This is a genomic window from Neorhizobium sp. T6_25 (genome assembly GCF_002968555.1).
Taxonomy (GTDB): Bacteria; Pseudomonadota; Alphaproteobacteria; order Rhizobiales; family Rhizobiaceae; genus Neorhizobium.
In genome coordinates this window covers 294366-315407 of record NZ_PVBL01000004.1, presented here as the reverse complement: position 1 = coordinate 315407, position 21042 = coordinate 294366, and the positions used below count along the sequence as shown (strand labels likewise).

Sequence of the window (21042 nt, the reverse complement as noted above, 5' to 3'; positions counted from 1 at the left end):
CCACGACAACAGCGGCGGCGTGGGTCCCACGCCGCCGTTCATGTTTGGCGGATACATTTTCTTTCTCAGGTGCGGCGGCCGACTTCCCGGGCCAGATCCTCGAAACAGATTTTGGTGCCTTGCTCGCTCGCCTCGTTTGCCAGAAGCAGGAGCCGGATCGGGAAGGCGATTGCCTTCTGATGGGACGTCGACACGGCGAGCGGCTTGTCGTCGGCAAGCACGGTGCGTTCGGCCACCTGCAGGGCGCTCTGAATGTCGGCATGGGAGACGACACCCTTTTCGACCAGAAGCCGGTTGATCGCGGCAACGGCGAGATAGAGGCCTTCGAGCTGCGGATTGGCGGTGTTCATGTCTCTGTCCTTTGCGTGGAAGACGGAACCGAGGTGGCGGCGTTTTCATCGATCAGCCGCGCTCCGCGCTGCTGGGTCAGGTAACGCCAAATCCATTGTACGCTAACCAGCAGGCGTTTTTCAAAATTAACGAGCAGGTAGACGTGGACGAGCGCCCAGAGGAACCAGGCGACCCGACCCTTCAGCGTCCATTTGCCAAAATCGAAGATCGCGGCATCGCGGCCGATGACGGCGGTGTTGCCGCGATTCTTGAACCGGAAAGGCTGGGGGGCCGTGCCGTCCAGCAGTTTTGCCCGCAGCGCTTCGCCGAGATATTGCCCCTGCTGCTTGGCGACCTGGGCAAGGGCGGGCAGGGGCTTGCCGTCCTCCGCAAGACCCAGCGCCGTATCGCCGAGCGCGAAGATATCCGGAAAGCCGGTGATGGAAAGATCCGGCTCGACCGGGATGCGGCCACCCGCCTTGCCCTCGATGCCGAGCCATTTGGCCGAGGGCGACGCTTTGACGCCGGCACCCCAGATGACGCAGCTGGTGCGGAAACGCTGCGAACCGGCAACCACTTCATCCTTGGTGACGGATTCGACGGCCAGGTTGGTCATCACCTCGACGCCGGCTTTTTCGAGTGCCTTCATCGCGTATTGGGTGAGATTGTCCGGGAAGGCCGCGAGGATCTTCGGGCCGGCCTCGATGAGGATCACCCGCAGATGATCGGGCTCCAGCTTGCGGAAGTCGCGGGTGATCATGAAGTGGCCGAGTTCGGCGATCGCGCCGGCCATTTCGACGCCGGTCGGACCGCCGCCGATGATGACGCTGGTGAGCAGCGCCTTCTTTTCTTCCGGATCATGGGAAAGCTCGGCCTTCTCGAAGGCGAGCAGCAGGCGTTGGCGGATCAGCCTTGCCTCGTGGATGGTTTTCAGGCCCGGTGCCCAGGCGCGCCAGTCGTCATGGCCGAAATAGTTGTAGTCCGAGCCGGTGGCGATGACGAGGCGGTCGTAGGGGACCGAGGTGCCGTTGTCGAGCATCACGGTCCTGGCGGCCGCATCGACGCCGGTGACTTCCGCCAGCATGACGTTGATGTTCTTGAAGCGCCCCAGCGTGCGGCGGATCGGTTCCGATATGTCGGCGGGAGACAGTGCGGCGGTCGCAACCTGATAGAGTAGCGGCTGGAAAAGATTGTGGTTGCGCCGGTCGATGACTGTCACGTCGATGGGGCTGTTGCCGAGCGCTCCAGCAGTCGCTAGCCCGCCGAAACCGGCGCCGACAATGACGACGCGTGGTGGTTTTGTTTCTCCGCCCGTCATGTCGTTGTTCAGAATTTCGTCGGCCATACTGCCCCACCCTTTGCCGGGGCAGAGCCCCACTCGACGCTCGTTCAACCCATGCCAGGCGCGTTTGTTCCAGCCATGTTTCACCGGAACCTTTTACGCCTGTCGCCGTTCAATTTCACGACATCAAAAGGAGAAAGTCATGAACAGCATCGTTTGGTTAGTCGGCGCGGTCGTCATCGTCATCGCCGTTCTGAATCTTGTTGGGTTTGCTTGATTTATTAAATGGAATCAAAACGGAAGCCTTGCTTCCACCTGTAGCGAACTGAAAAGGAGACAGTCATGAACAGCATCGTATGGCTCGTTGGAGCCGTCGTTATCGTTCTCGCCGTCCTGTCCTTCATCGGCATAGGCTGATCGGTGAGAAGCAAAGCTGAAGGATATCGAAAAGGCGCAGTCCGTTTTAGGATCGGCGCCTTTTCCTTGTGATGCTCTTTTGACGTAGCGGCACTATTCCGCCAGCAGAAGCGCGAAGGGGTGGTCGCCAAACGCCCAGTTGACGGCGATGCGATCCTTGGGATCGACGACCTTGCCGGTGCAGACATCGCGATAGCGGCGGTGTCCCAGCCTTTCGGGCAGAATTATCTCCGTTTCCGCCCAACGTTCGGACCCGGACGGAGCAAGGCCCGCATGCAGCGCACTGAACACCAGCCGCGGGGCGATGACGATGAAAGCATCGTCCATGTCGGCGCGGGCGAAGGCGATGACGTTGTCGGCGCGCTTGCCCGACGCTCCGAGAGACAGATATTCCCCCCGGCGAAACAGGGTCGGCGCCTCCTGGCGAACGCGCAGCAGGGTAGCGATGACATGCTGTTTCAGCCGGCCGTTCTGCCATTCGTCCTCCTCGGTGGAGGCAAGCTTTTCCTTCTCCGTCAGGCGCTGCTGGAGCCTGTCGAAATCCGGCTCGCGGCGGTTGTCCGGATCGACGAGGCTGAGATCGAGGCCTTCGCTGCCCTGGTAGATATCGGGTACGCCGGGCGCCGTCAGCTTGATGATCGTCTGGGTGATGCCGTTCACCAGGCCTGCTCGGATGAAGGGGCGCAAGGTATCGGTGAAGTCGGTCAGGAAGGCCTGGTTGCTGGGTAACAGAAGCGTGCGGGCGTACTCTTGGACCGCCTTCTCGTAGGTCTCATTTGGATCGCCCCAGTTGGTCCGCAGCTTCGCCTCGCGCAGTGCCTTGTCGACATAGCCGAGGAAACGTGTCTCCAGCGCCTTGAGGCCTGCCGCGTCTTCGGTGTGGAGATCGTTCGGCCAAGCGCCGGCGAGCGCCTGGTAGAGCATCCATTCGACCGCAGGTTCCGGCGCGCGGCCGTCATCCAGTGCGCCGACGGCTTGGCTGTTGAGCCTGCGCCAGCGACCCACGGCTTCGGCCCAGAGCTCCGGGGCCTCGGTGATCGCATAAAGTCGGGCGCGGGCATCCTCGCCGCGCTTGGTATCGTGGGTCGAGGTGCCAGATAGGGCGTCGGGCTGCCTTTCCAGCCGCGTCTGCATTTCCGCATGGAAGCGATCGAGCGAGAAGCTGCGGGGCAGGGGCTCGGCACCGACCTCGTTCAGCGCCAGCGCCATATGCTGGCGGAAGAACAGTGTATCTTCCACGGATTTCGCCATCAGCGGGCCGGTGAGCTGCTGGAACCGGGTACGGAAGATCGATGCCTGGCTGGCTGCCGCCTGCTCGACATCGCCGACCAGGATACGTTCGAGGAAGGCGAGCGCCGCATGCTCCGGCGGGTTTGGGCCGTTGCGCACCTTGTCGAGAACCTTCGCCAGCATCTCCCGGCCCTCCGGCGGAATGCCCTGCCGGGTGCCATAGGTGCGATAGACCGGGAAGGCGACGAGCAGTTCCCGCAGCGCCGACTTCACGGCTGCTTCCGACAGAGCGGATTCCCGGTCCTCAGTAGGCTGGATCTGCATGGCGATATTCAGCAGTGCCGAAACCTCGCCGGCGAAATTGTTCTCGGCCATCAGGAGCTTTGCGGCGCGCAATTCGGCTTCCATGTCGACCGGTTGGCCGGTCAACCTTTCATAGGCGCTGCGCAGTTCGTCCAGCTTGCGGCCGTCGACCAGGGCGTCGCTGACGGCTGCGATGAACTCATAGCCGGTCGTGCCGGAGATCGGCCAGTCTGCCGGGATCTGTTCGCCTTCTCCGAGGATCTTTTCGACGGTGATGTAGCAATCCGGCCCGGCCTCCTGCCGCAGGCGTTCGAGATAGCTCTTCGGGTCGGCGAGGCCGTCGACGTGATCGACGCGCAGGCCGTCCACCTTGCCGTCACGGACGAGTTCGAGGATCAGCCGGTGCGTGTCGTCGAATACGGTGCCATCCTCCACCCGCACGCCGGCAAGCCCGGTAATCTCGAAGAAGCGGCGATAGGAGAGGTCGCGGGGTGCATCCCGCCAGGACATCAGCCGGTAGGGCTGCTGGTCGTGCAGTCTGGCAATCGCGGCGCGATCGGTGACCTTCAGCACTTCCGTCTCGCGGCCGGCGTAACTCGCCGGAGTCAGCGGATAAAACGTGTCGTAATAGGCGAAGGCCGGTTTGCCGGTTTCCGGATCGGCCTTGAGGGAAATCTCCCCGGCTTCCAGCACCTTCTCGAACGTATCGCCGAGGAAGGGCAGCGTCAGGCGCCTCTTCCAGTCGATATCGAAATGGCCGGCATACCGGCTGTTCTCGCCGTTTTCGACGACATCGCGCCACCAATGGTTTTCTAGCGACGCGGCCATGTGGTTCGGGACGATGTCGAGGATCAGGCCGAGGCCCTCGGCCTTCAACGCCTTCACCATGCGTTCGAAACCGTCGCGGCCGCCGATCGCGGGGTCGATCTCATTGGCGTCGGTCACGTCGTAGCCGTGGGTGGAGCCGGTCGTGGCGGTGAAGATGGGCGAGGCGTAGAGGTGGCTGATGCCGAGCCGCTTCAGATAGGGCACCAGTTCGCTTACGCGATCGAAGGTCATGCCGTTGCGGAACTGGATACGGTAGGTGGCGGTCGGGATCATCATGCGGCGTCTCCGACCGCTTCGAAACGGACGAGCACGGAGTTGGGGGGCAGGTCCTTCTCCTGTTCCGGCCACGCAAAGATCACCGTGCCGGGCATGTCCGGCAGTGCCTGCACCTTTTCACCGAGGTTGAGCGCCATTGAGAGCGTGCCTTTCGGGAAGGCCCAGGAGACCGCGAGGAACCCCTTGTCCGTCTTCAGCACCTTGCCGGAGCGACCGCCTGCGGAGCCGAGCAGGGGGATCACGATGTCCCGCCGCAGCTTCGATAACGTCCTGGTAAATTCCAGCCAGTCCTTGCCGTCCGCCGATTCCAGCCTCTTCCAATCGAGCCTGGAGACATCGAACGTCTTCCTGGCATTCGGATCGGGGACGGTCTCTCCCTCGTGGCCGGCATGGCCTTCGAACTCCTTGCGGCGTCCGTCCCGCACAGCCTTGGCAAGATCGCCATGGAAATCGGTGAAAAACAGGAAGGGATTGGTCTCGCCATATTCTTCGCCCATGAAGAGGAGCGGGATATGCGGCGAGAGGAGAAGCATGGCGAGCAGCGCCTTCACCTTGTCGGGGCCGGCAAGCTCGATCAGCCTCTCGCCCTGGGCGCGGTTGCCGACCTGGTCGTGGTTCTGGATGAAATCCACGAAGGCCGCCGGCGGCTGATCGAGGCTGGACACGCCGCGCTTTTTACCGGTCTGCGGCGAGACTTCGCCCTGATAGGCGAAACCTTCCGCCAGCACCCGCGCCACCAGCTTTTCCGGTTCCTTGGCGAAGTCCTTGTAATAGGCATGCGTCTCGCCGGTCGCCAGCACATGGGCGGCATTGTGGAGGTCGTCGTTCCATTCGGCGGTGAAGAGGGGCGTCTTGCCGTCCTCGTCGCGGGGATGCAGGAAGGTGACGTTGCGGCTGTCCTCGGTGGTCAGGTGGATGGCGCGCTCGGGGATTTCGGCGCGGATGCGCTCGGCGATCTCGATCAGCACGTGTCTGTCGGACGGGTCGTTGATCTGGTCGATGGCGTCGAAACGCAATCCGTCGAGATGGAATTCCTCCAGCCAGTAGAGTGCGCATTCGGTGATGTAGCGCCGCACCGGCTCGACGTCATAGGCGATCGCGGCGCCCCAGGGCGTCATGTTCTCCTTGTGGAAGAAGGCGGGTGCCAGAAGCGGCAGATAATTGCCCTCCGGGCCGAAATGGTTGAGCACGATATCGAGAACCACCGTCAGCCCGTGACCATGGGCGGCATCGATGAAGGCCTTGAAATCCTCAGGCGGACCGTAGGCGGCATGAGGCGCATAGAGGAGCACGCCGTCATAACCCCAGCCGCGGTTCCCGCCGAAATGGGCGACGGGCATGACCTCGATCATGGTGATGCCGAGGTCTGCCAGATGGGGGAACTTGGCGATCGCGGCGCGGAAAGTGCCTTCTTCCGTAAACGTGCCGATATGGATTTCGTAGACGACCGTTTCTTCCCAGGGCCGGCCCTGCCATTCCGGATGCTGCCAAGTGTAGCTGGTCGGGTCGATCACCAGCGACGGGCCGTTGACGCTGTCCTTCTGGCCGCGCGAGGCGGGGTCGGGCACGACCATGCCATCGGCGAGGACATAGGCATATTCGGCGCCGGGGGTGATGCCGGTGGCGAGCAGCTCGAACCAGCCGTCGTCGCTGCGGCTCATCTCGGTATCTTCGCCGTCCAGCCTCAGCGTCACGGTCTCCTGGCCGGGCGCCCAGAGCCGGAACCGCACCTCGCCGGCGGCGACATATTCGGCTCCCCATGTCTTTGGAAACGCGCGAAACTCGGTGGCGGCATTCAAGTCCGGCATGCTGACCAGCCCCTGGTTGAGAGAGACCGGCAAACGGTCGAAGAGGCTTCGAGTTCCATTGTGGGGCATAGGCGCAATAAAATTGCGCGTCGAGGTAACAAATAACAAGTTCAAAGGAGTAGTCGCCGGCCCGGTTCGGTCCTAGTTTAGCACTCATGCAGACGGTTTCGGGGAGGAGATCAGTGCATGCTGACTGAGGAAGAAGAGCTTATCCGCTCGACTGCCGCGGAGTTTTCCCGGGAGGTGCTGAAGCCTGGCTCTGCTGCTCGCGACAAGTCGCACGCGATCGAGCCGGAAGTTCTGAAACAACTCGGTGAGCTCGGGTTTCTCGGCATGCGAACGGCGGAGGAATGGGGCGGCGTCGGCTGTTCCTATGTTGCATATGCCTGCGCGCTGATGGAGATCGCCGCCGGCGACGGCTCGGTCTCGACGCTGGTCAGCGTCCACAATTCCCCGGTGTGTTCCCTCCTCGACATGCACGCTTCCGACGACCAGAAGGAACGGTTTCTCAGGCCGCTCGCCGAAGGCCGTCATATCGGCGCTTTCGCGCTGACCGAGGCCGATACCGGTTCGGACGCTGCGGCAATCCGCACCCGCGCCGTGAGGGACGGCAGCGACTATGTCGTCAACGGCTCGAAGATGTTCATCACGTCCGGCAAGATCGCCGGCACGGTGATCATCTTTGCGGTCACCGATCCGAGCGCCGGAAAACGCGGCATCTCCGCCTTCGTCACCTCGACGGATGTGCCCGGATTTTCGATCTCCAAGATCGAGGACAAGCTCGGGCAGAAGGCATCGGATACCGCGGCGCTGATGTTCGACAACCTGCGCATTCCGGAAAGCCAGCGGATCGGGGCGGAAGGCGCCGGTTTGAAGATCGCGCTGTCGGGGCTGGAGGCGGGCCGGATCGGCATCGCCGCGCAGTGCGTCGGCATGGCGCAGGCGGCGTTCGACGTGGCGCTGACCTATGCCAAGGAACGCAAGACCTTCGGGAAGCTGCTGCTCGACCACCAGGCGGTCGCCTTCCGGCTGGCGGATGCGAAAACCCAGATCGAAGCGGCCCGGCAGCTTGTGCTGCATGCGGCGCGGCTGAAGGATCGCGGCGAGCCCTGCCTGGACGAGGCCTGCATGGCGAAACTGTTTGCCTCCGAAATGGCGGAGAAGGTCTGCTCGGCGGCGATCCAGACGCTCGGCGGCTACGGCTACATTTCCGATTTCCCTGTCGAGCGCATCTACCGCGATGTCCGCGTCTGCCAGATCTACGAGGGTACGTCCGACATCCAGAAGATCATTATCGCTCGCGGCTTGGCGAACTGAGGAGGACGGGATGCGGATCGAAGGCGGAAATTTTCTGGTGACCGGTGCCGCTTCCGGCCTTGGGCTCGCGACCGCTAAAATGCTTGTCGAAGCTGGCGGTTACGTGGCTTTGCTCGACCTCGATGAGACTAGCGGCCGGGTAAAAGCCGAGGAACTCGGCAAGGGCACGATCTTCGTGAAGACCGATGTCCGCAGTGGCGAGGCGGTCGAGAATGCGGTCGCCAAGGCGGAGGCCACCAACGGACCGATCCGCGGCGCCGTCTGCTGCGCCGGCATCGCGCTGTCGGAAAAGGTGCTCGGCAGAGAAGGTGTCCATGCGCTCCAAAGCTTTGCCCGCGCGCTGGAGATCAACACGATCGGCACGTTCAACGTGATCCGGCTGGCGGCGCAGGCGATCGCCAGGGGTGAGCCGAACGAGGAGGGCGAGCGCGGCGTGCTTGTCGCCACCGCCTCGGTTGCCGCCTATGACGGGCAGATCGGCCAGGCCGCCTATTCGGCGTCGAAGGCGGCGGTGGCCGGCATGACGCTGCCGATCGCCCGCGAGCTTGCCCGTGACGGCATGAGGATGATGACAATCGCGCCCGGCATTTTCGAGACGCCGATGATGGCCGGATTTTCCGACGAGGTGCGTGCCTCGCTCGGCAAATCGGTGCCGTTTCCGCCGCGGCTCGGACGTCCGGCGGAATTCGCCCGGCTGGTACGCGACATTATCGAAAACCCGATGCTGAACGGTGAAGTGATCCGCCTCGACGGAGCGCTCAGGATGGCGCCGCGTTGAACGACTGATTTTGACCGGTTCTTTGGGAGGAGAAACGAATGACGGATGGACAGAGACTGAGCCTGCATGTGCCGGAGCCGGAAGTGCGGCCGGGCGGCAAGCCGGATTTCTCCAATGTGCCGATCCCGAAAGCTGGTTCGGTGCGGCGGCCGGAGGTGGATGTCGACCCGAAGGAGATCCGCGACCTCGCCTATTCGATCATTCGGGTGCTCGACCGCGAGGGCGAGGCAGTCGGTCCCTGGGCCGGCTCGCTGACGCCCGAGGAACTGATGGAGGGGCTGAAGCACATGATGCTGCTGCGCGTGTTCGACAGCCGCATGCTGATGGCGCAGCGGCAGGGCAAGACGTCCTTTTACATGCAGCATCTCGGCGAAGAGGCGGTCTCCTGCGCCTTCCGTAAGGCGCTTCTCCCGGGCGACATGAACTTTCCGACTTATCGCCAAGCAGGCCTGCTGATTGCCGGCGGCTATCCGATGGTCGAGATGATGAACCAGATCTATTCCAATGATGCCGATCCCCTGAAGGGGCGGCAGCTGCCGATCATGTATTCGTCGAAGGAGTTCGGCTTCTTCACGATCTCGGGCAATCTCGCCACGCAATATGTGCAGGCCGTCGGCTGGGCCATGGCATCCGCGATCAAGAACGACACGAAGATTGCCGCTGCCTGGATCGGCGACGGATCGACCGCCGAGTCGGATTTTCATTCGGCACTGGTCTTTGCCTCCACTTACCGGGCGCCTGTCGTCCTCAATGTCGTCAACAACCAGTGGGCCATCTCCACCTTCCAGGGCGTCGCCCGCGGCGGTTCGGGCACCTTTGCCGCCCGCGGCCTCGGTTACGGCCTGCCGTCGCTGCGCGTCGACGGCAACGATTATCTCGCCGTGCATGCGGTCGCCAAATGGGCGGCGGAGCGCGCTCGGCGCAATATCGGCCCGACGCTGGTCGAATACGTCACCTATCGCGTCGGCGCGCATTCCACCTCCGACGATCCGTCCGCCTATCGCCCCAAGGAAGAGTCCGAAGCCTGGCCACTCGGCGATCCGGTCATCCGGCTGAAGAACCACCTGATCCGCATCGGTACCTGGAGTGAGGAACGGCACAAGCAGATGGAAGCCGAAATCCGCGACACGGTCGTCGCCGCTCAGAAGGAGGCGGAGCGCCACGGCACGCTGCATTCCGGTGGCCGGCCGTCGATGCGGGACATGTTCGAAGGCGTTTATGCTGAAATGCCGCCGCATCTGAAGCGGCAGCGGCAGCAGGCGGGGGTGTGATGATGGTTGTTCTTGACCGTGAAAGACCCCTCCCCAACCCCTCCCCACAAGGGGGAGGGGCTAACCCGGTCTCGCTGTCGCCTGGTGTAAAACGGGGCAGTACCACGAGTCATCTCCCCCCTTGTGGGGGAGATGGCCGGCAGGCCAGAAGGGGTCTTGCTTCCTCCGATCTCTGTGCCAACCTCTCCGCGGAGGCCCGCTCATGCCGCGCATGACGATGATCGAGGCGATCCGCAGTGCGATGGACGTCTCCATGGAGCGCGACGACGATGTGGTCGTGTTCGGCGAGGATGTCGGTTATTTCGGCGGCGTCTTCCGTGGCACCCAGGGCCTGCAGCAGAAATACGGCAAGACGCGCTGTTTCGATGCGCCGATCAACGAATCCGGCATCGTCGGCGTGGCGATCGGCATGGCGGCCTACGGGCTGAAACCCTGCGTCGAGATCCAATTCGCCGATTACATGTATCCGGCCTACGACCAGCTGACCCAGGAGGCTGCGCGGCTGCGCTATCGCTCCAACGGCGACTTCACCTGCGGCATAACCGTGCGGATGCCAACCGGCGGCGGCATCTTTGGCGGCCAGACGCACAGCCAGAGCCCGGAGGCGCTGTTTACGCATGTCTGCGGGCTGCAGGTGGTGGTGCCGTCCAATCCTTATGATGCCAAGGGCCTGCTGATCGCCTCGATCGAAAACCCGGATCCGGTGATCTTCCTCGAACCGAAGCGGCTCTATAACGGCCCGTTCGACGGTCATCACGATCGGCCGGTGACGTCCTGGGCCGGTCATCCGCTGGGGGAGGTGCCCGCCGAGCACTATGTCGTGCCGCTCGGCAAGGCGGTGGTGCGGCGGCCGGGTTCGGCGGTGACCGTGCTCGCCTATGGCACGATGGTGCATGTGGCGGAAGCGACGGCCGAGGAGACCGGTATCGACGCCGAGGTGATCGACCTGCGCACCCTGATGCCGCTCGACCTCGATACGATCGTCACTTCGGTGAAGAAAACCGGCCGCTGCATGGTGGTGCACGAGGCGACGCTCACCTCCGGCTTTGGCGCGGAACTGGCGGCGCTGGTGCAGGAGCATTGCTTCTACAATCTCGAAGCCCCGGTCACCCGGGTCGCCGGCTGGGATACGCCTTATCCGCATGCGCAGGAATGGGACTATTTCCCAGGCCCGGCCCGCGTCGGCCGGGCGCTGCGCGACATGATGGAGGCCTGAGACATGGCGGAAAAACTCATCAAGCTGCCCGACGTCGGCGAAGGCGTCGCGGAAGCGGAACTGGTCGAATGGCACGTCAATGTCGGCGACCTGGTCCGCGAGGACATGGTGCTCGCGGCCGTGATGACCGGCAAGGCGACGGTCGAGATCCCGTCGCCCGTGGAAGGCGAGGTGACCTTTCGGCACGGCGAGATCGGTGACGTGATCGCCACCGGCACCGTCATCCTCAAGATCAGGACCGTGGGCGAGGGCGCCGAGGGCGAGGAAGAGCCGGAGATCGAGCTTCCGCTTTCCCAGCCCGAAGCTTTGTCCGTCGAACCGCAGAAGCAGTCCGAGCCGGTAGTGGAAAGGCCGAAGCCTGCTCCGGAGATTATTCCTCAGAGGTCGGCGGCTTCATCTGTTCCGAGGAATGTCGGAGCCCCCCGTGCCGAGGGAGAAAAGCCGCTGGCGCCGCCGGCCGTCCGTCTTCGGGCGAAGGATGCGGGCGTCGACCTCCGACAGGTGCCGGGCACCGGTCCGGCCGGCCGCATTACCCATGAGGATCTGGATCTGTTCCTCGACAGCCAGGGAGGCGGCGGGGGTGTCGCTGCCGGGCTGCAGCCGAACAAGGCGGTTCATGAGGTCAAGGTCGTCGGCCTTCGCCGCCGCATCGCCGAAAAGATGGCGCTGTCGAAATCCCGCATTCCCCACATCACCTATGTGGAGGAGGTCGACATGACCGCGCTGGAAGAGCTGCGGACCCGCATGAATGGCACCCAGAAGCCCGGCCGGCCGAAACTCACCATCCTGCCCTTCCTGATGCGGGCGATGGTGAAGGCGATCGGCGAACAGCCGGGCATTAATGCGCTTTACGATGACGAGGCCGGCATCATCCGTCAATATGGCGGCGTGCATATCGGCATCGCGGCGCAGACCCCGTCGGGGCTCGTCGTGCCGGTGGTCAAACACGCCGAAGCGCGCGACATCTTCGACTGCGCCCGGGAAGTGGCCCGCCTAAGCGATGCGGCCAAGAACGGTACCGCGCTGCGCGAGGAACTGTCCGGCTCGACGATCACCATCAGTTCGCTCGGCGCGATGGGCGGCATCGTCTCGACGCCGGTCATCAATCATCCGGAAGTGGCGATCATCGGCGTCAACAAGCTCGCCGTCCGGCCGCATTGGGACGGGGCGCAATTCGTGCCGCGCAAGATGATGAACCTGTCCTCCAGCTTCGATCACCGGGTGATCGACGGCTGGGATGCCGCGACATTCGTACAGCGCCTGAAGGCGCTGATGGAAACGCCGGCGCTTATCTTCGTCGAGGAGTGAGGTGAAAGAAGAACAATGAAAGAGATTACCTGCAAGCTCCTCGTCATCGGGGCCGGTCCGGGAGGCTACGTCTGCGCCATCCGGGCCAGCCAGTTGGGGATCGAGACGGTCATCGTCGAAATGGCGAAACCGGGCGGCACCTGCCTCAACATCGGCTGCATTCCCTCCAAGGCGATCATCCACGCAGCCGACGATTTTGCGAGGACCGTCGCGATGGCCGCGGGCAAAAATGCGATGGGCATCCGCACCGACAACCCGGTTATCGATCTTGCCAAAACCATGGCCTGGAAGGACGGCATTACCGGCCGGCTGACGCTGGGCGTTGCCGGTCTCCTGAAGAAAGCTGGCGTCAAGATCGTTGTCGGCCGGGCGAAATTCCGGGACGGCAAGACCGTCGCGGTGGAAACCGAAACGGGCGAGCAGGTGATCCGCGCCGAAAACGTCGTCATCGCCACCGGTTCGGCGCCGGTCGAACTGCCGATGCTGCCGTTCGGGGGCAAGGTCGTTTCCTCGACCGGCGCACTGTCCCTGACCGAGGTGCCGGAGAGACTGGCGGTGGTCGGTGCCGGGTATATCGGCCTCGAACTTGGGCTCGCGTTTGCCAAGCTCGGGGCGAAGGTGACGATCGTCGAAGCGCTCGACCGCATCCTGCCGCTCTACGATACGCAGCTCACCCAGCCGGTCGCCAAGCGGCTCGCGGCTTTGGGCGTCGAGGTTCTGCTCGGCACCAAGGTCAAGGGCCTGTCTTCGAACGGCGAGGCGCTGCTGGCAGAGACCGGCTCCGGCGAGGAGAAACGCATCGCTGCCGACAAGATCCTCGTCACGGTCGGACGAAAGCCGGTGACCGAAGGCTGGGGCCGCGAGGAGCTGGAACTCGACATGGACGGCCGATTCCTGAAGGTCGACGAGCAGTGCCGCACCTCGATGCGCGGCATCTATGCGGTCGGTGACGTCACCGGCGAGCCGATGCTGGCGCATCGGGCGATGGCGCAGGGCGAGATGGTGGCGGAGATCGTCTCCGGCAAGCGCCGTTCCTGGGACAAGCGGGCCATCCCCGCCGTCTGCTTCACCGATCCGGAAATCGTTTCCGTGGGCCTGTCGCCGGACGAGGCGAAAGCGCAGGGCCGCGAGATCAAGGTCGGCCAGTTCCCGTTTTCCGCCAATGGCCGGGCGATGACGCTATCGGCAGAGGAAGGGTTTGTTCGCATCGTGGCGCGGGCGGACAACCACCTTGTGCTCGGCATCCAAGGGGTGGGAGCGGGGATTTCGGAGTTGTCCGCTGCTTTTGGTCTGGCTGTCGAAATGGGCGCGCGGCTGGAAGATATCGCTGGCACGATCCATGCGCATCCGACCCAGTCCGAAGCTTTTGCGGAGGCGGCGATGAAGGCACTGGGGCATGCGCTGCATATGTGAACATATCGGCAGCAAATCGCTGTGGACGCGTGGATCACCGCAGCGTATTCCTGGGTTGAACGGGTGGCGATGATGAAGAAACTATTTGCGATATGCTTCTCGTGCGGGCTTGTGCCGGCGGCGGCGCTTGCCGAAACGCGCTGCGGCTGGCTGGTCAATCCGACGCCCCGCAACTGGACGCTGATCGATGCCCAGAATGAATGGCTAATCATGCTTCAGGGCGGCTACGAAGCCAAAGGCATGGACAAGATCAAGGACATGGCTGAGGGCGAGCATGTGACCATAAACTACAGCCATGGCTACGCCTGCTTTTGCATGAACGTTTCGACCGACAAGGACGGAAGCGTCCGGCAGATTTACTCCACCCGCCAGCTGCCCCTTTCAAAATGCCGACACGATCCGGCACTCAGCGAGCCTCGATGAACAATTAGGCCTCCCGCCCGGTACCCTGTCGAGAGGAGTTTGGTCGCGATTGTGGCCTAAAGCTCGAGCAGCGCATACGGTTTGCCCGTCGGCTTCTCGATATGCGAGGCGACATTGTAGACCGGCGCACCGCCCGGGGTCTTGCCCTCGTAAGTGCCGCGGTGAGCATGGCCGTGGACCACGGCGGAGACCGGAAACCGGTCGATGGTTTCGGCAAGGCGCGACGAGCCGAGAAACGGGTAGATCTCCTCCGGCTCGCCGATCACGGTCTCGCGGATCGGCGCGTAGTGCAGAATGACCATGGCCCGCTCCGAGCGAACCTGGCGCAGCGCGTTTTCGAGCCGCATGGTTTCCTCGACGCTTTCGGTGACCATCGCCTTAATGGCCGGCTCGCCGAAGGACCCGAGCATGTGGCGGCCGAAACCGCCTGCGAAACCCTTGGCGCCCGCAAAACCGACGCCATTGATCTCGACGGCCTGGCCTTCCAGCAGATTGATGCCGGCCTCCTTGAGAATATGGGTCACTTCCTCGACGCAGCCGCATTCGTAGTCGTGGTTGCCGAGTACTCCCACGATGGGGATCGAGCATGAGCGCAGGTCGGCCGCCAGTATTTCCGCCTCCTTCGGTTTGCCGAGATCGGTCAGATCACCGGTCAGGACAAGGATATCGGCGGTTTGCGAAATCTCGCTGAACAGCTCCCTGTAGGACGCCGAACCGTGCTCCTTGATGTGCAGGTCGCCCATCGCGGCGATCCGCTGCTTGCCGTTTGCCTTCTTCGTGGGTGCCTTGGTCGTGTCAGCCTTTTTTGTTTCCGTCTGGGCGGTGTCGTTTCTCGCGTCTGTTGCCTTGCTCACACTGGGCCTCCTTCGGCCATTTCCTCTTCGACGCCGTCGCGAAGGTCACCTTCGCCGCCGACGTCCGCGAAACCCCATTCCTTGACGTCGATCTCGAAATCCACGCGGCTGAACATGCGGCCGCGGCAGATCTTCATCTGCGGCAGCGGCAGTTCGCGTTGCGCCTTCAGGCGGTCGAGCAACTCGTCCAGAAGCCAGTCGGGGACCTTGTCGCGCTCGGTCGGGTAGATCCAGCGAAAATTCAGGAGGTGGATGAGCAGCACTTCCCAGTGCACTTCCATATGGCTCAACAGCCGTTCCCAATCGATCTGGTCATGGGCGCGCAGGATCATGTGGACGATGTCGCCGCCGTCATAGCGGTGGCGGAGCTGCACGAAACATTTTGACCAGATGAGTTCGGTCGGCGCGATGATCCGTACCTTGTGGCCGTTCATCTCGATCTGGCGGGCGTTTTCGAACCAGGCATCGCTGATCGGCATGGTGCCGTTCGACGCGGCAAAGATGACATCGAAGAAGTGCCGGCCCTTCTTCACCTTGCCGAGCCAGCGGTCGTCCTCGACCTCGATATGATAACCCTTGTCCTTGAAATGGGCGAGGATGCGGGCGTAGTCGCCGGCCTTGCAGAAAATATCGAGATCCTTCGTCTGCCGGGTGATGCCCGTATAGGCGCTGATGGCAAACGTGCCGGCCAGCAGGAACGGGATATGGCATTTGACCAGGTCCTCGACCGCCTCGGCGACAAAAGCTTCGGAATCCGCGTCGGCAAGCGTCGGCGCAGCCTTCACCTCCATCCCCGGCATGGTGTCGACCGGATGGGTGGCCTTCTCCCTCGGCAGGTTCTGCGCGGCATTCGCTTCAGCATTCATCGAGGATCTCCAAATCTTCAAGTCGCGCACAAAATCTTCAACTTGCGCAGAGGAACACCCGGGCACGCCCGGAGGTTCCGCTTCCAATTGTTTGCGAGATGTGGGGAGGGGTCAGCGTTCGGGATTATCGGCATTCGCCATGGGGCTGGGACGGCCGTCCGGCTGGTCGACGTCCTCACGTTCGTCGAGGTCTTCCAGATCGGTTTCCACCAGGTAGGTATCCCCGGCGCCGAGACGGGAGGCTTCCTTGACCGCCTCCTGATTGGTCATGTCCATCTGCGCGTGAAGCGCATCTTCGGCACGCTCCCGGCCATCCGTTTCAAAGCGTTCGGCTTCCTTGTCATTGTCGATCTTGCGTTCGGCGTCCATGGGATGTTCCTTTCATCAAATTCTAGCCTGTCGCGGCAACGTCCTCTCCATCCAGAACACGCCGGTGCTGGAGAGGTTCCGCCGGACAGGGAACCAAGCAGGACCGTGCGGTGTTGGATGAGAAGTATGACAGGAGGCAGATATGCCAGCGAAATCCAAAGCACAGCAGAAGGCGGCCGGTGCCGCACTTGCCGCGAAACGCGGTGACATGAAGAAGAGCGAGCTCAAGGGCGCTTCGAAGGGCATGGAGAAATCCATGAGCGAAAAGCAGCTCGAGGATTTCGCCTCGACCAAGCGCAAGGGCAAGCCGGATCACGCCGCCCACCACTGACCGGATGCGGTTTTGCCTCGACGAACGGGCTGCCGGTCCGAGACCGGAACTTCCCGGAAAGCCGGACGTTCTTCGGAGCGCCCGCCTTTTCGTGGAGGAGAAAGCCATGCCACCTGAAGAACTCGATGCCACGCTGACCGCCCTGCCGCTGAGGATCGGCGTCTACGTTCCCGACGATCTGATGGAAGATTGGTTTGCGCCGGGAACCGGCATGAAGCCGGTGAGCGAGGCGGCTTTGAAGGCGGCCGAGGCGTATGGCCGCCGCTTCGAATGCGAATTTAAATATTATCCGGAGCGGATGGAAGGCGTTTTCTGGAAATGGGTACCAGCCCTCTAGTCAGCTTTCGGGCCTGATGACATCTGAAAATCGTTGAAGCGCGCCGCGCCGCTAAAAGATCGCTTGCCTCTCGCAAGCGATCGGTCCGCCTATGGGCGCGGCGGCGCCTCTTTCTCATGACAACCACCTTCAAGGGCGGCACTTGGCTAAACGATCATCACGCAGCCAACCCACTCCGCAAGCCCTGCCACGCCCTCCAATGCAGGGGAAAACGAAAGGTTCCGCCCGGCAAGTGATTCGGACGGTTATTTTTCGCCCGAATCACCAAAACTCACAGAACCGCTGAGGCTCAGGCGTAACTGTCGCGAAGTGCTTCGAACTTCTGAAGCTGCTCGGCGATCAGTTCGCGCGCGGCATCCCGCTTGACGAAGACCTTGAACATCGCCGAACCCTTGACATTCATGAACCAGACCGAGCAGGAGCGGCGGCCGTGGAAGGCGCGGTCGACGAAGGTCACGGAGGCGCAGTTCTCCTTCTTGATGTGACCGCCGATCGGGCTGTCGCCGTGGATGTTGAACCAGCCATGGCCTTCCGAACCCATCGGCAGGCTGCCTTCGGCTTCCAGCACGATGTCTTCGGTATGGACGATGAACAGGACTTCGCCCCAGGTGGTCATCTCGGCCCAGATATCCGCGAACTTCTCCTTGTCGGCGATGACCGCCGCACCCTTCGGCAGGATTTCGAGGATTTCGGCAGGCGTCACGTCGGCCTTGGCGGCGATCGCCTCGACGACGCCGTCGGGCTTCTCCGCCAACGCGGCGAGCGCCCGTTCGCGACGGTCCGGCTTGATTTCGGAAACGGCGTTCATCAGGAGCCTCAGGCTGCTACGTCGGCGCGTACGCCGTTCTTGTCCTCGTGAATGATCACTTCGAAACCTTCGAAATGCGGGCCCGACAGATATTCGACCTTGCCGCGGTTCTCGCCGGCCTTGGCATGGGCGGCGCGGAACTGTTCCGACTTCGTCCACGCCTGGAAGTCCTCGAAGGTTTCCCAGACGGTATGGGATGCGTAGAGGGTGTGATCTTCAGCCTTGGGGCCTTTGAGCATGTGGAATTCGACATAACCGGGCAGCTCCGCGAGGCGGCCCTGGCGGCCGCGCCAGATGGCCTCGAACGCTTCCTCATAGCCCGGCACGACGCGGAATCGGTTCATCGCGATATACATGGATAGTCCCTCACTTAAAGTTTCACTTTCGGCTCAAGATATCTGCGGCCGGTCCCCTTGAAAAGCCCAAAAAACTTGCGTAGTCAACTCAAGTTATCGTCGCCGGCTAGGCGGATCTGAGGCCTGTTGCGCCTCGGTTTGGGCAGACAAGGAGCAGAGTATCATGGGGTCTTCCTTCACCTTGAGGGGGCTTTTCGCAGCCGTCCTCGTGGGTACCGGTCTCGTTGCGGGCGTTGCCGCCGCATCCGACAAGGGCAATCCGGAAGCCAAGCGGATCGTCTCTATCGGCGGCACGATCACCGAGATCCTCTATGCGCTCGGCGCCGAGGATCGGATCGTAGCACGGGACTCGACGAGCTTCTATCCGGATGCGGCCAATTCCAAGCCCGATGTCGGTTACATGCGCGCCCTGTCTGCGGAGGGCATTCTCGGCCAGAAGCCTGACCTGATCCTGATGGAGGAGGGTTCCGGCCCGCCGCCGGTGATCGAAATCCTGAAAGCCAGCGAAGTGCCGATGGTCGTTATCCCGACGCCGCCGAAGGTGGATGCGATTGGCAGGAAGATCCGCGACGTGGGTGCGGCGGTCGGGCTTTCCGACAAGGCCGATGCCCTTGCCCTAAAGACGGAAGACGGACTGAAGAAACTCGCCGCCGACGTTGCCAAGATCCCCGGCCCGAAAAAGAAGGTTCTGTTCGTGCTGTCGCTTGCCAATAACCGCGTCATGGCCGGCGGTGCCGACACGGAAGCGGGCGCCGTGATCGAAATGGCCGGCGGTATCAATGCCGCGCCGACGATCAACGGCTACAAGCCGCTTGCCGACGAAGCCGTCATCGCCACGAAGCCGGATGTCGTGCTCTCCATGTCGCGCGGCGACCACACGATCACCCCGGAACAGGTTTTCGCGATACCGTCGATGCAGACGACGCCGGCTGCCGCCAACAAGGCGCTGGTCACCATGGACGGCCTGCTGCTGCTCGGTTTTGGCCCGCGTACGCCGGAGGCCGCCCGCTCGCTCGCGGCCCAGATCTATCCGGGAGCGATCAACTGATGATGAAGGCGCTGGCGATGCCCTTCCGGGTTGCCGCCGATGGAGACCGGACGCGCCAGGGCGTCATCGTGCTTCTTCTGCTGGCGGTGATGCTGATTGTCGCGTGCCTGCTTTCGCTCGGCATCGGCCCAACGGGCGTCGGCCTGCGTGATCTCTGGACCTACGCGACCGGTAACAGCGCCAGCCTTTCAACCCAGGACCGGGTGATCCTCGAGGCGGTCCGCCTGCCGCGCACCGCGCTTGGCCTTCTGGTCGGGGCTGGGCTTGCCGTCTCCGGGGCGATGATGCAGGGTCTGTTCCGCAATCCGCTTGCCGATCCCGGCATCGTCGGGGTCACCTCCGGCGCGGGGCTTGCCGCCGTTGCGGCGATCGTGCTCGGCAACGGCATTCTGGCGCCGGTCGCCATGGTGCTCGGCAACCAGTTCCTGCCGCTGATGGCCTTCTTCGGCGGTCTTTTCAACACCTGGGCGCTCTACATCATCGCCACCCGCGACGGGCGGACCTCGACGACGACGCTGATCCTGTCGGGCATCGCGATCGGCGCGCTTTCGGCGGCGCTCATGGGCCTGCTGATCGTCATGGCCGACGACCGGCAGCTGCGCGACATCACCTTCTGGAACCTCGGCTCGCTCGGGGGCGCCACGTTCGGCCGGGTATTGTCCATCCTGCCTTTCGTCGGTGCGGTGATGGTGATCATGCCCTTCGTGGCACGCGGCCTCGACGCGCTGGTACTTGGCGATGCGGCCGCGTTCCACATGGGGATACCGGTGCAGCGGCTGAAGAAGATCGTCATCGTCGCCGTCGCCGCCGCCTGCGGCTCGACCGTCGCCGTCGCCGGCTCGATCGGTTTTGTCGGCATCGTCGTGCCGCATCTGCTGCGCCTCGTCATGGGGCCGTCGCACCGTTTCCTGCTGCCGGGCTCGGCGCTCGGCGGTGGTGCGCTGCTGCTGGTTGCCGACAGCGTCGCGCGCACCGTCGCTGCTCCGGCGGAACTGCCGATCGGCGTCATCACCGCATTGTTTGGCGCTCCGGTCTTCCTCTTCCTGCTGCTCGGCAAGAACGGCATCACCACGCGGGACATGCCATGATTTCCGCCGAACACGTTACCGTCACCCGCTCGGGCCGCAAACTGCTCGACAATGTCGGCCTCGATCTTGAGGCGGGCAAGTTCACCGTCGTCATCGGCCCGAACGGTGCGGGAAAATCTACGCTGATGAAGGTGATCTCCGGGGAGATGAAACCGAATGTCGGTTTCGTCAGCTATTACGGCACCAGCGTCGACCTCTGCCAGCCGGTTGAGCTTGCCAAACGCCGGGCGGTGCTGCCGCAGGCGACGCAGCTCGCCTTCCCCTTCACGGCGCTCGAAATCGTCCGTATGGGAGCGGTGGCGCAAGGGGCGCTGAACCCGACCGAACAGGCGCGTCAGGCCTTGTCACGCGTGGGCCTGCGCGGGTTCGAAAGCCGGCCTTATCCATCGCTGTCGGGCGGCGAACAGCAGCGGGTGCAGTTCGCGCGCGCACTCGCGCAGGTGCCGCAGCCGGTCGCAGACGGCGTGCCGCGGGCGCTGTTTCTCGACGAGCCGACTGCCAGCCTCGACCTCGGGCACCAGATCTCGGTGCTGGAAATCGCCCGCGACTTCGCCAATGCCGGCGGGATCGTGCTCGCCATCCTGCACGACCTCAACCTGGCTGCCGAGTTCGCCGACCATCTCGTGGTGTTGAACCACGGCCGGGTGGTGGCGGAAGGCGCCTGCACGGAAACGGTGAACGACGAGATCATCGCCAGCGTCTATGGAATAACCGGCGCCGTCGGCCGCCTGCCGGCAGCCCACATCCCCTACGTATTGCCGCAATCGCGACACCGCTGACGATTG

Annotated in this window: 21 protein-coding genes; 12 read left to right on the top strand and 9 right to left on the bottom strand. The window is 63.2% G+C overall.

From position 1 onward, the window contains the following. Nucleotides 1-65 precede the first annotated feature (65 nt). The 4 genes from C5L10_RS08075 to treZ form a co-directional block, all read right to left on the bottom strand. Nucleotides 66-350 (bottom strand): hypothetical protein, encoded by a 285-nt coding sequence (locus tag C5L10_RS08075; RefSeq protein WP_046635001.1) that lies wholly within the window; start codon nucleotides 348-350, stop codon nucleotides 66-68. Continuing rightward, nucleotides 347-1675, bottom strand: a complete 1329-nt coding sequence (locus tag C5L10_RS08070) for an NAD(P)/FAD-dependent oxidoreductase (protein ID WP_245447949.1) — start codon at nucleotides 1673-1675, stop codon at nucleotides 347-349. The genes C5L10_RS08075 and C5L10_RS08070 overlap by 4 nt, the downstream gene beginning before the upstream one ends. 447 nt (nucleotides 1676-2122) lie before the next feature. Beyond that, nucleotides 2123-4666 carry a malto-oligosyltrehalose synthase gene (gene treY / locus C5L10_RS08065; protein WP_105429195.1) on the bottom strand — a complete coding sequence of 848 codons (2544 nt, stop codon included), beginning with the start codon at nucleotides 4664-4666 and terminating at the stop codon, nucleotides 2123-2125. After that, nucleotides 4663-6474, bottom strand: a complete 1812-nt coding sequence (gene treZ / locus C5L10_RS08060; protein WP_245447948.1) for a malto-oligosyltrehalose trehalohydrolase — start codon at nucleotides 6472-6474, stop codon at nucleotides 4663-4665. The genes treY and treZ overlap by 4 nt, the downstream gene beginning before the upstream one ends. A 186-nt stretch (nucleotides 6475-6660) precedes the next feature. On the opposite strand from treZ, the gene C5L10_RS08055 reads away from it, so the two are divergent. The 7 genes from C5L10_RS08055 (at nucleotide 6661) to C5L10_RS08025 (ending at nucleotide 14200) form a co-directional block, all read left to right on the top strand. Further along, nucleotides 6661-7791: an acyl-CoA dehydrogenase family protein gene (locus C5L10_RS08055; RefSeq protein ID WP_105429193.1), complete on the top strand. Its 1131-nt coding sequence runs from the start codon at nucleotides 6661-6663 to the stop codon at nucleotides 7789-7791. A 10-nt stretch (nucleotides 7792-7801) separates the two neighbouring features. Beyond that, nucleotides 7802-8569 carry an SDR family NAD(P)-dependent oxidoreductase gene (locus C5L10_RS08050; RefSeq protein WP_105429192.1) on the top strand — a complete coding sequence of 256 codons (768 nt, stop codon included), beginning with the start codon at nucleotides 7802-7804 and terminating at the stop codon, nucleotides 8567-8569. A 38-nt stretch (nucleotides 8570-8607) separates the two neighbouring features. Next, on the top strand, nucleotides 8608-9840 hold the full coding sequence (locus C5L10_RS08045; RefSeq protein ID WP_046610078.1) for a 3-methyl-2-oxobutanoate dehydrogenase (2-methylpropanoyl-transferring) subunit alpha: 1233 nt from the start codon (nucleotides 8608-8610) through the stop codon (nucleotides 9838-9840). 202 nt (nucleotides 9841-10042) lie between these two features. Further along, nucleotides 10043-11056 (top strand): alpha-ketoacid dehydrogenase subunit beta, encoded by a 1014-nt coding sequence (locus C5L10_RS08040; protein WP_046635010.1) that lies wholly within the window; start codon nucleotides 10043-10045, stop codon nucleotides 11054-11056. A gap of 3 nt (nucleotides 11057-11059) precedes the next feature. Further along, a complete protein-coding gene (locus C5L10_RS08035; protein ID WP_105429191.1) occupies nucleotides 11060-12364 on the top strand; it encodes a dihydrolipoamide acetyltransferase family protein in 1305 nt (434 codons plus the stop codon). A gap of 15 nt (nucleotides 12365-12379) precedes the next feature. Further along, complete coding sequence (gene lpdA, locus C5L10_RS08030) at nucleotides 12380-13777, top strand: dihydrolipoyl dehydrogenase (RefSeq protein ID WP_105429190.1); 1398 nt, start codon at nucleotides 12380-12382, stop codon at nucleotides 13775-13777. Between the two features lie 21 nt (nucleotides 13778-13798). Beyond that, nucleotides 13799-14200, top strand: a complete 402-nt coding sequence (locus C5L10_RS08025; protein WP_371411924.1) for a DUF4087 domain-containing protein — start codon at nucleotides 13799-13801, stop codon at nucleotides 14198-14200. A gap of 56 nt (nucleotides 14201-14256) precedes the next feature. Here the strand turns inward: C5L10_RS08025 and C5L10_RS08020 are convergent, their stop codons facing one another. The 3 genes from C5L10_RS08020 to C5L10_RS08010 all read right to left on the bottom strand — a co-directional run bounded on the left by C5L10_RS08020 (nucleotide 14257) and on the right by C5L10_RS08010 (nucleotide 16289). Continuing rightward, nucleotides 14257-14943, bottom strand: coding sequence for a metallophosphoesterase (locus C5L10_RS08020; protein WP_046635529.1), 687 nt, complete (start codon nucleotides 14941-14943; stop codon nucleotides 14257-14259). Between the two features lie 107 nt (nucleotides 14944-15050). Further along, nucleotides 15051-15854 carry a nucleotidyltransferase family protein gene (locus C5L10_RS08015; protein WP_371411926.1) on the bottom strand — a complete coding sequence of 268 codons (804 nt, stop codon included), beginning with the start codon at nucleotides 15852-15854 and terminating at the stop codon, nucleotides 15051-15053. Nucleotides 15855-16031: 177 nt separating this feature from the next. Beyond that, the gene (locus C5L10_RS08010) at nucleotides 16032-16289 is read right to left on the bottom strand and encodes a hypothetical protein (protein WP_046666749.1); all 258 of its coding nucleotides are present in this window, start codon (nucleotides 16287-16289) and stop codon (nucleotides 16032-16034) included. A 142-nt stretch (nucleotides 16290-16431) separates the two neighbouring features. Here C5L10_RS08010 and C5L10_RS08005 point away from each other — a divergent pair, with 142 nt between their 5' ends. Beyond that, nucleotides 16432-16620, top strand: coding sequence for a DUF3008 family protein (locus C5L10_RS08005; protein WP_038544703.1), 189 nt, complete (start codon nucleotides 16432-16434; stop codon nucleotides 16618-16620). 106 nt (nucleotides 16621-16726) lie between these two features. Then, complete coding sequence (locus C5L10_RS08000; RefSeq protein ID WP_105429243.1) at nucleotides 16727-16957, top strand: hypothetical protein; 231 nt, start codon at nucleotides 16727-16729, stop codon at nucleotides 16955-16957. A gap of 289 nt (nucleotides 16958-17246) precedes the next feature. On the opposite strand, the gene hutX is transcribed toward C5L10_RS08000, so the two are convergent. Continuing rightward, nucleotides 17247-17765: a heme utilization cystosolic carrier protein HutX gene (gene hutX / locus C5L10_RS07995; protein ID WP_105429189.1), complete on the bottom strand. Its 519-nt coding sequence runs from the start codon at nucleotides 17763-17765 to the stop codon at nucleotides 17247-17249. 8 nt (nucleotides 17766-17773) lie between these two features. Beyond that, nucleotides 17774-18121, bottom strand: coding sequence for an antibiotic biosynthesis monooxygenase (locus tag C5L10_RS07990; protein ID WP_046635025.1), 348 nt, complete (start codon nucleotides 18119-18121; stop codon nucleotides 17774-17776). A gap of 163 nt (nucleotides 18122-18284) precedes the next feature. Here C5L10_RS07990 and C5L10_RS07985 point away from each other — a divergent pair, with 163 nt between their 5' ends. From C5L10_RS07985 to C5L10_RS07975, 3 genes are read left to right on the top strand one after another with little or no spacing between them, the layout of a single operon-like run. Further along, nucleotides 18285-19169 carry a hemin ABC transporter substrate-binding protein gene (locus tag C5L10_RS07985; RefSeq protein WP_105429188.1) on the top strand — a complete coding sequence of 295 codons (885 nt, stop codon included), beginning with the start codon at nucleotides 18285-18287 and terminating at the stop codon, nucleotides 19167-19169. Continuing rightward, on the top strand, nucleotides 19169-20257 hold the full coding sequence (locus C5L10_RS07980; protein ID WP_105429187.1) for an iron ABC transporter permease: 1089 nt from the start codon (nucleotides 19169-19171) through the stop codon (nucleotides 20255-20257). Before C5L10_RS07985 ends, C5L10_RS07980 begins: the two co-directional genes overlap by 1 nt. Beyond that, nucleotides 20254-21036: a heme ABC transporter ATP-binding protein gene (locus tag C5L10_RS07975; RefSeq protein ID WP_105429186.1), complete on the top strand. Its 783-nt coding sequence runs from the start codon at nucleotides 20254-20256 to the stop codon at nucleotides 21034-21036. The genes C5L10_RS07980 and C5L10_RS07975 overlap by 4 nt, the downstream gene beginning before the upstream one ends. The last annotated feature ends 6 nt before the right edge of the window (nucleotides 21037-21042 follow it).

Excerpts from the sequence above, each read along its gene's own strand:
- C5L10_RS08075 (WP_046635001.1), bottom strand. The coding sequence starts at position 350 with ATGAACACCGCCAATCCGCAGCTCGAAGGCCTCTATCTCGCCGTTGCC.
- C5L10_RS08070 (WP_245447949.1), bottom strand. The coding sequence starts at position 1,675 with ATGGCCGACGAAATTCTGAACAACGACATGACGGGCGGAGAAACAAAA.
- treY (WP_105429195.1), bottom strand. The coding sequence starts at position 4,666 with ATGATGATCCCGACCGCCACCTACCGTATCCAGTTCCGCAACGGCATG.
- treZ (WP_245447948.1), bottom strand. The coding sequence starts at position 6,474 with ATGCCGGACTTGAATGCCGCCACCGAGTTTCGCGCGTTTCCAAAGACA.
- C5L10_RS08055 (WP_105429193.1), top strand. The coding sequence starts at position 6,661 with ATGCTGACTGAGGAAGAAGAGCTTATCCGCTCGACTGCCGCGGAGTTT.
- C5L10_RS08050 (WP_105429192.1), top strand. The coding sequence starts at position 7,802 with ATGCGGATCGAAGGCGGAAATTTTCTGGTGACCGGTGCCGCTTCCGGC.
- C5L10_RS08045 (WP_046610078.1), top strand. The coding sequence starts at position 8,608 with ATGACGGATGGACAGAGACTGAGCCTGCATGTGCCGGAGCCGGAAGTG.
- C5L10_RS08040 (WP_046635010.1), top strand. The coding sequence starts at position 10,043 with ATGCCGCGCATGACGATGATCGAGGCGATCCGCAGTGCGATGGACGTC.
- C5L10_RS08035 (WP_105429191.1), top strand. The coding sequence starts at position 11,060 with ATGGCGGAAAAACTCATCAAGCTGCCCGACGTCGGCGAAGGCGTCGCG.
- lpdA (WP_105429190.1), top strand. The coding sequence starts at position 12,380 with ATGAAAGAGATTACCTGCAAGCTCCTCGTCATCGGGGCCGGTCCGGGA.
- C5L10_RS08020 (WP_046635529.1), bottom strand. The coding sequence starts at position 14,943 with ATGGGCGACCTGCACATCAAGGAGCACGGTTCGGCGTCCTACAGGGAG.
- C5L10_RS08015 (WP_371411926.1), bottom strand. The coding sequence starts at position 15,854 with ATGCCGGGGATGGAGGTGAAGGCTGCGCCGACGCTTGCCGACGCGGAT.
- C5L10_RS08010 (WP_046666749.1), bottom strand. The coding sequence starts at position 16,289 with ATGGACGCCGAACGCAAGATCGACAATGACAAGGAAGCCGAACGCTTT.
- C5L10_RS08005 (WP_038544703.1), top strand. The coding sequence starts at position 16,432 with ATGCCAGCGAAATCCAAAGCACAGCAGAAGGCGGCCGGTGCCGCACTT.
- C5L10_RS08000 (WP_105429243.1), top strand. The coding sequence starts at position 16,727 with ATGCCACCTGAAGAACTCGATGCCACGCTGACCGCCCTGCCGCTGAGG.
- hutX (WP_105429189.1), bottom strand. The coding sequence starts at position 17,765 with ATGAACGCCGTTTCCGAAATCAAGCCGGACCGTCGCGAACGGGCGCTC.
- C5L10_RS07990 (WP_046635025.1), bottom strand. The coding sequence starts at position 18,121 with ATGTATATCGCGATGAACCGATTCCGCGTCGTGCCGGGCTATGAGGAA.
- C5L10_RS07985 (WP_105429188.1), top strand. The coding sequence starts at position 18,285 with ATGGGGTCTTCCTTCACCTTGAGGGGGCTTTTCGCAGCCGTCCTCGTG.
- C5L10_RS07980 (WP_105429187.1), top strand. The coding sequence starts at position 19,169 with ATGATGAAGGCGCTGGCGATGCCCTTCCGGGTTGCCGCCGATGGAGAC.
- C5L10_RS07975 (WP_105429186.1), top strand. The coding sequence starts at position 20,254 with ATGATTTCCGCCGAACACGTTACCGTCACCCGCTCGGGCCGCAAACTG.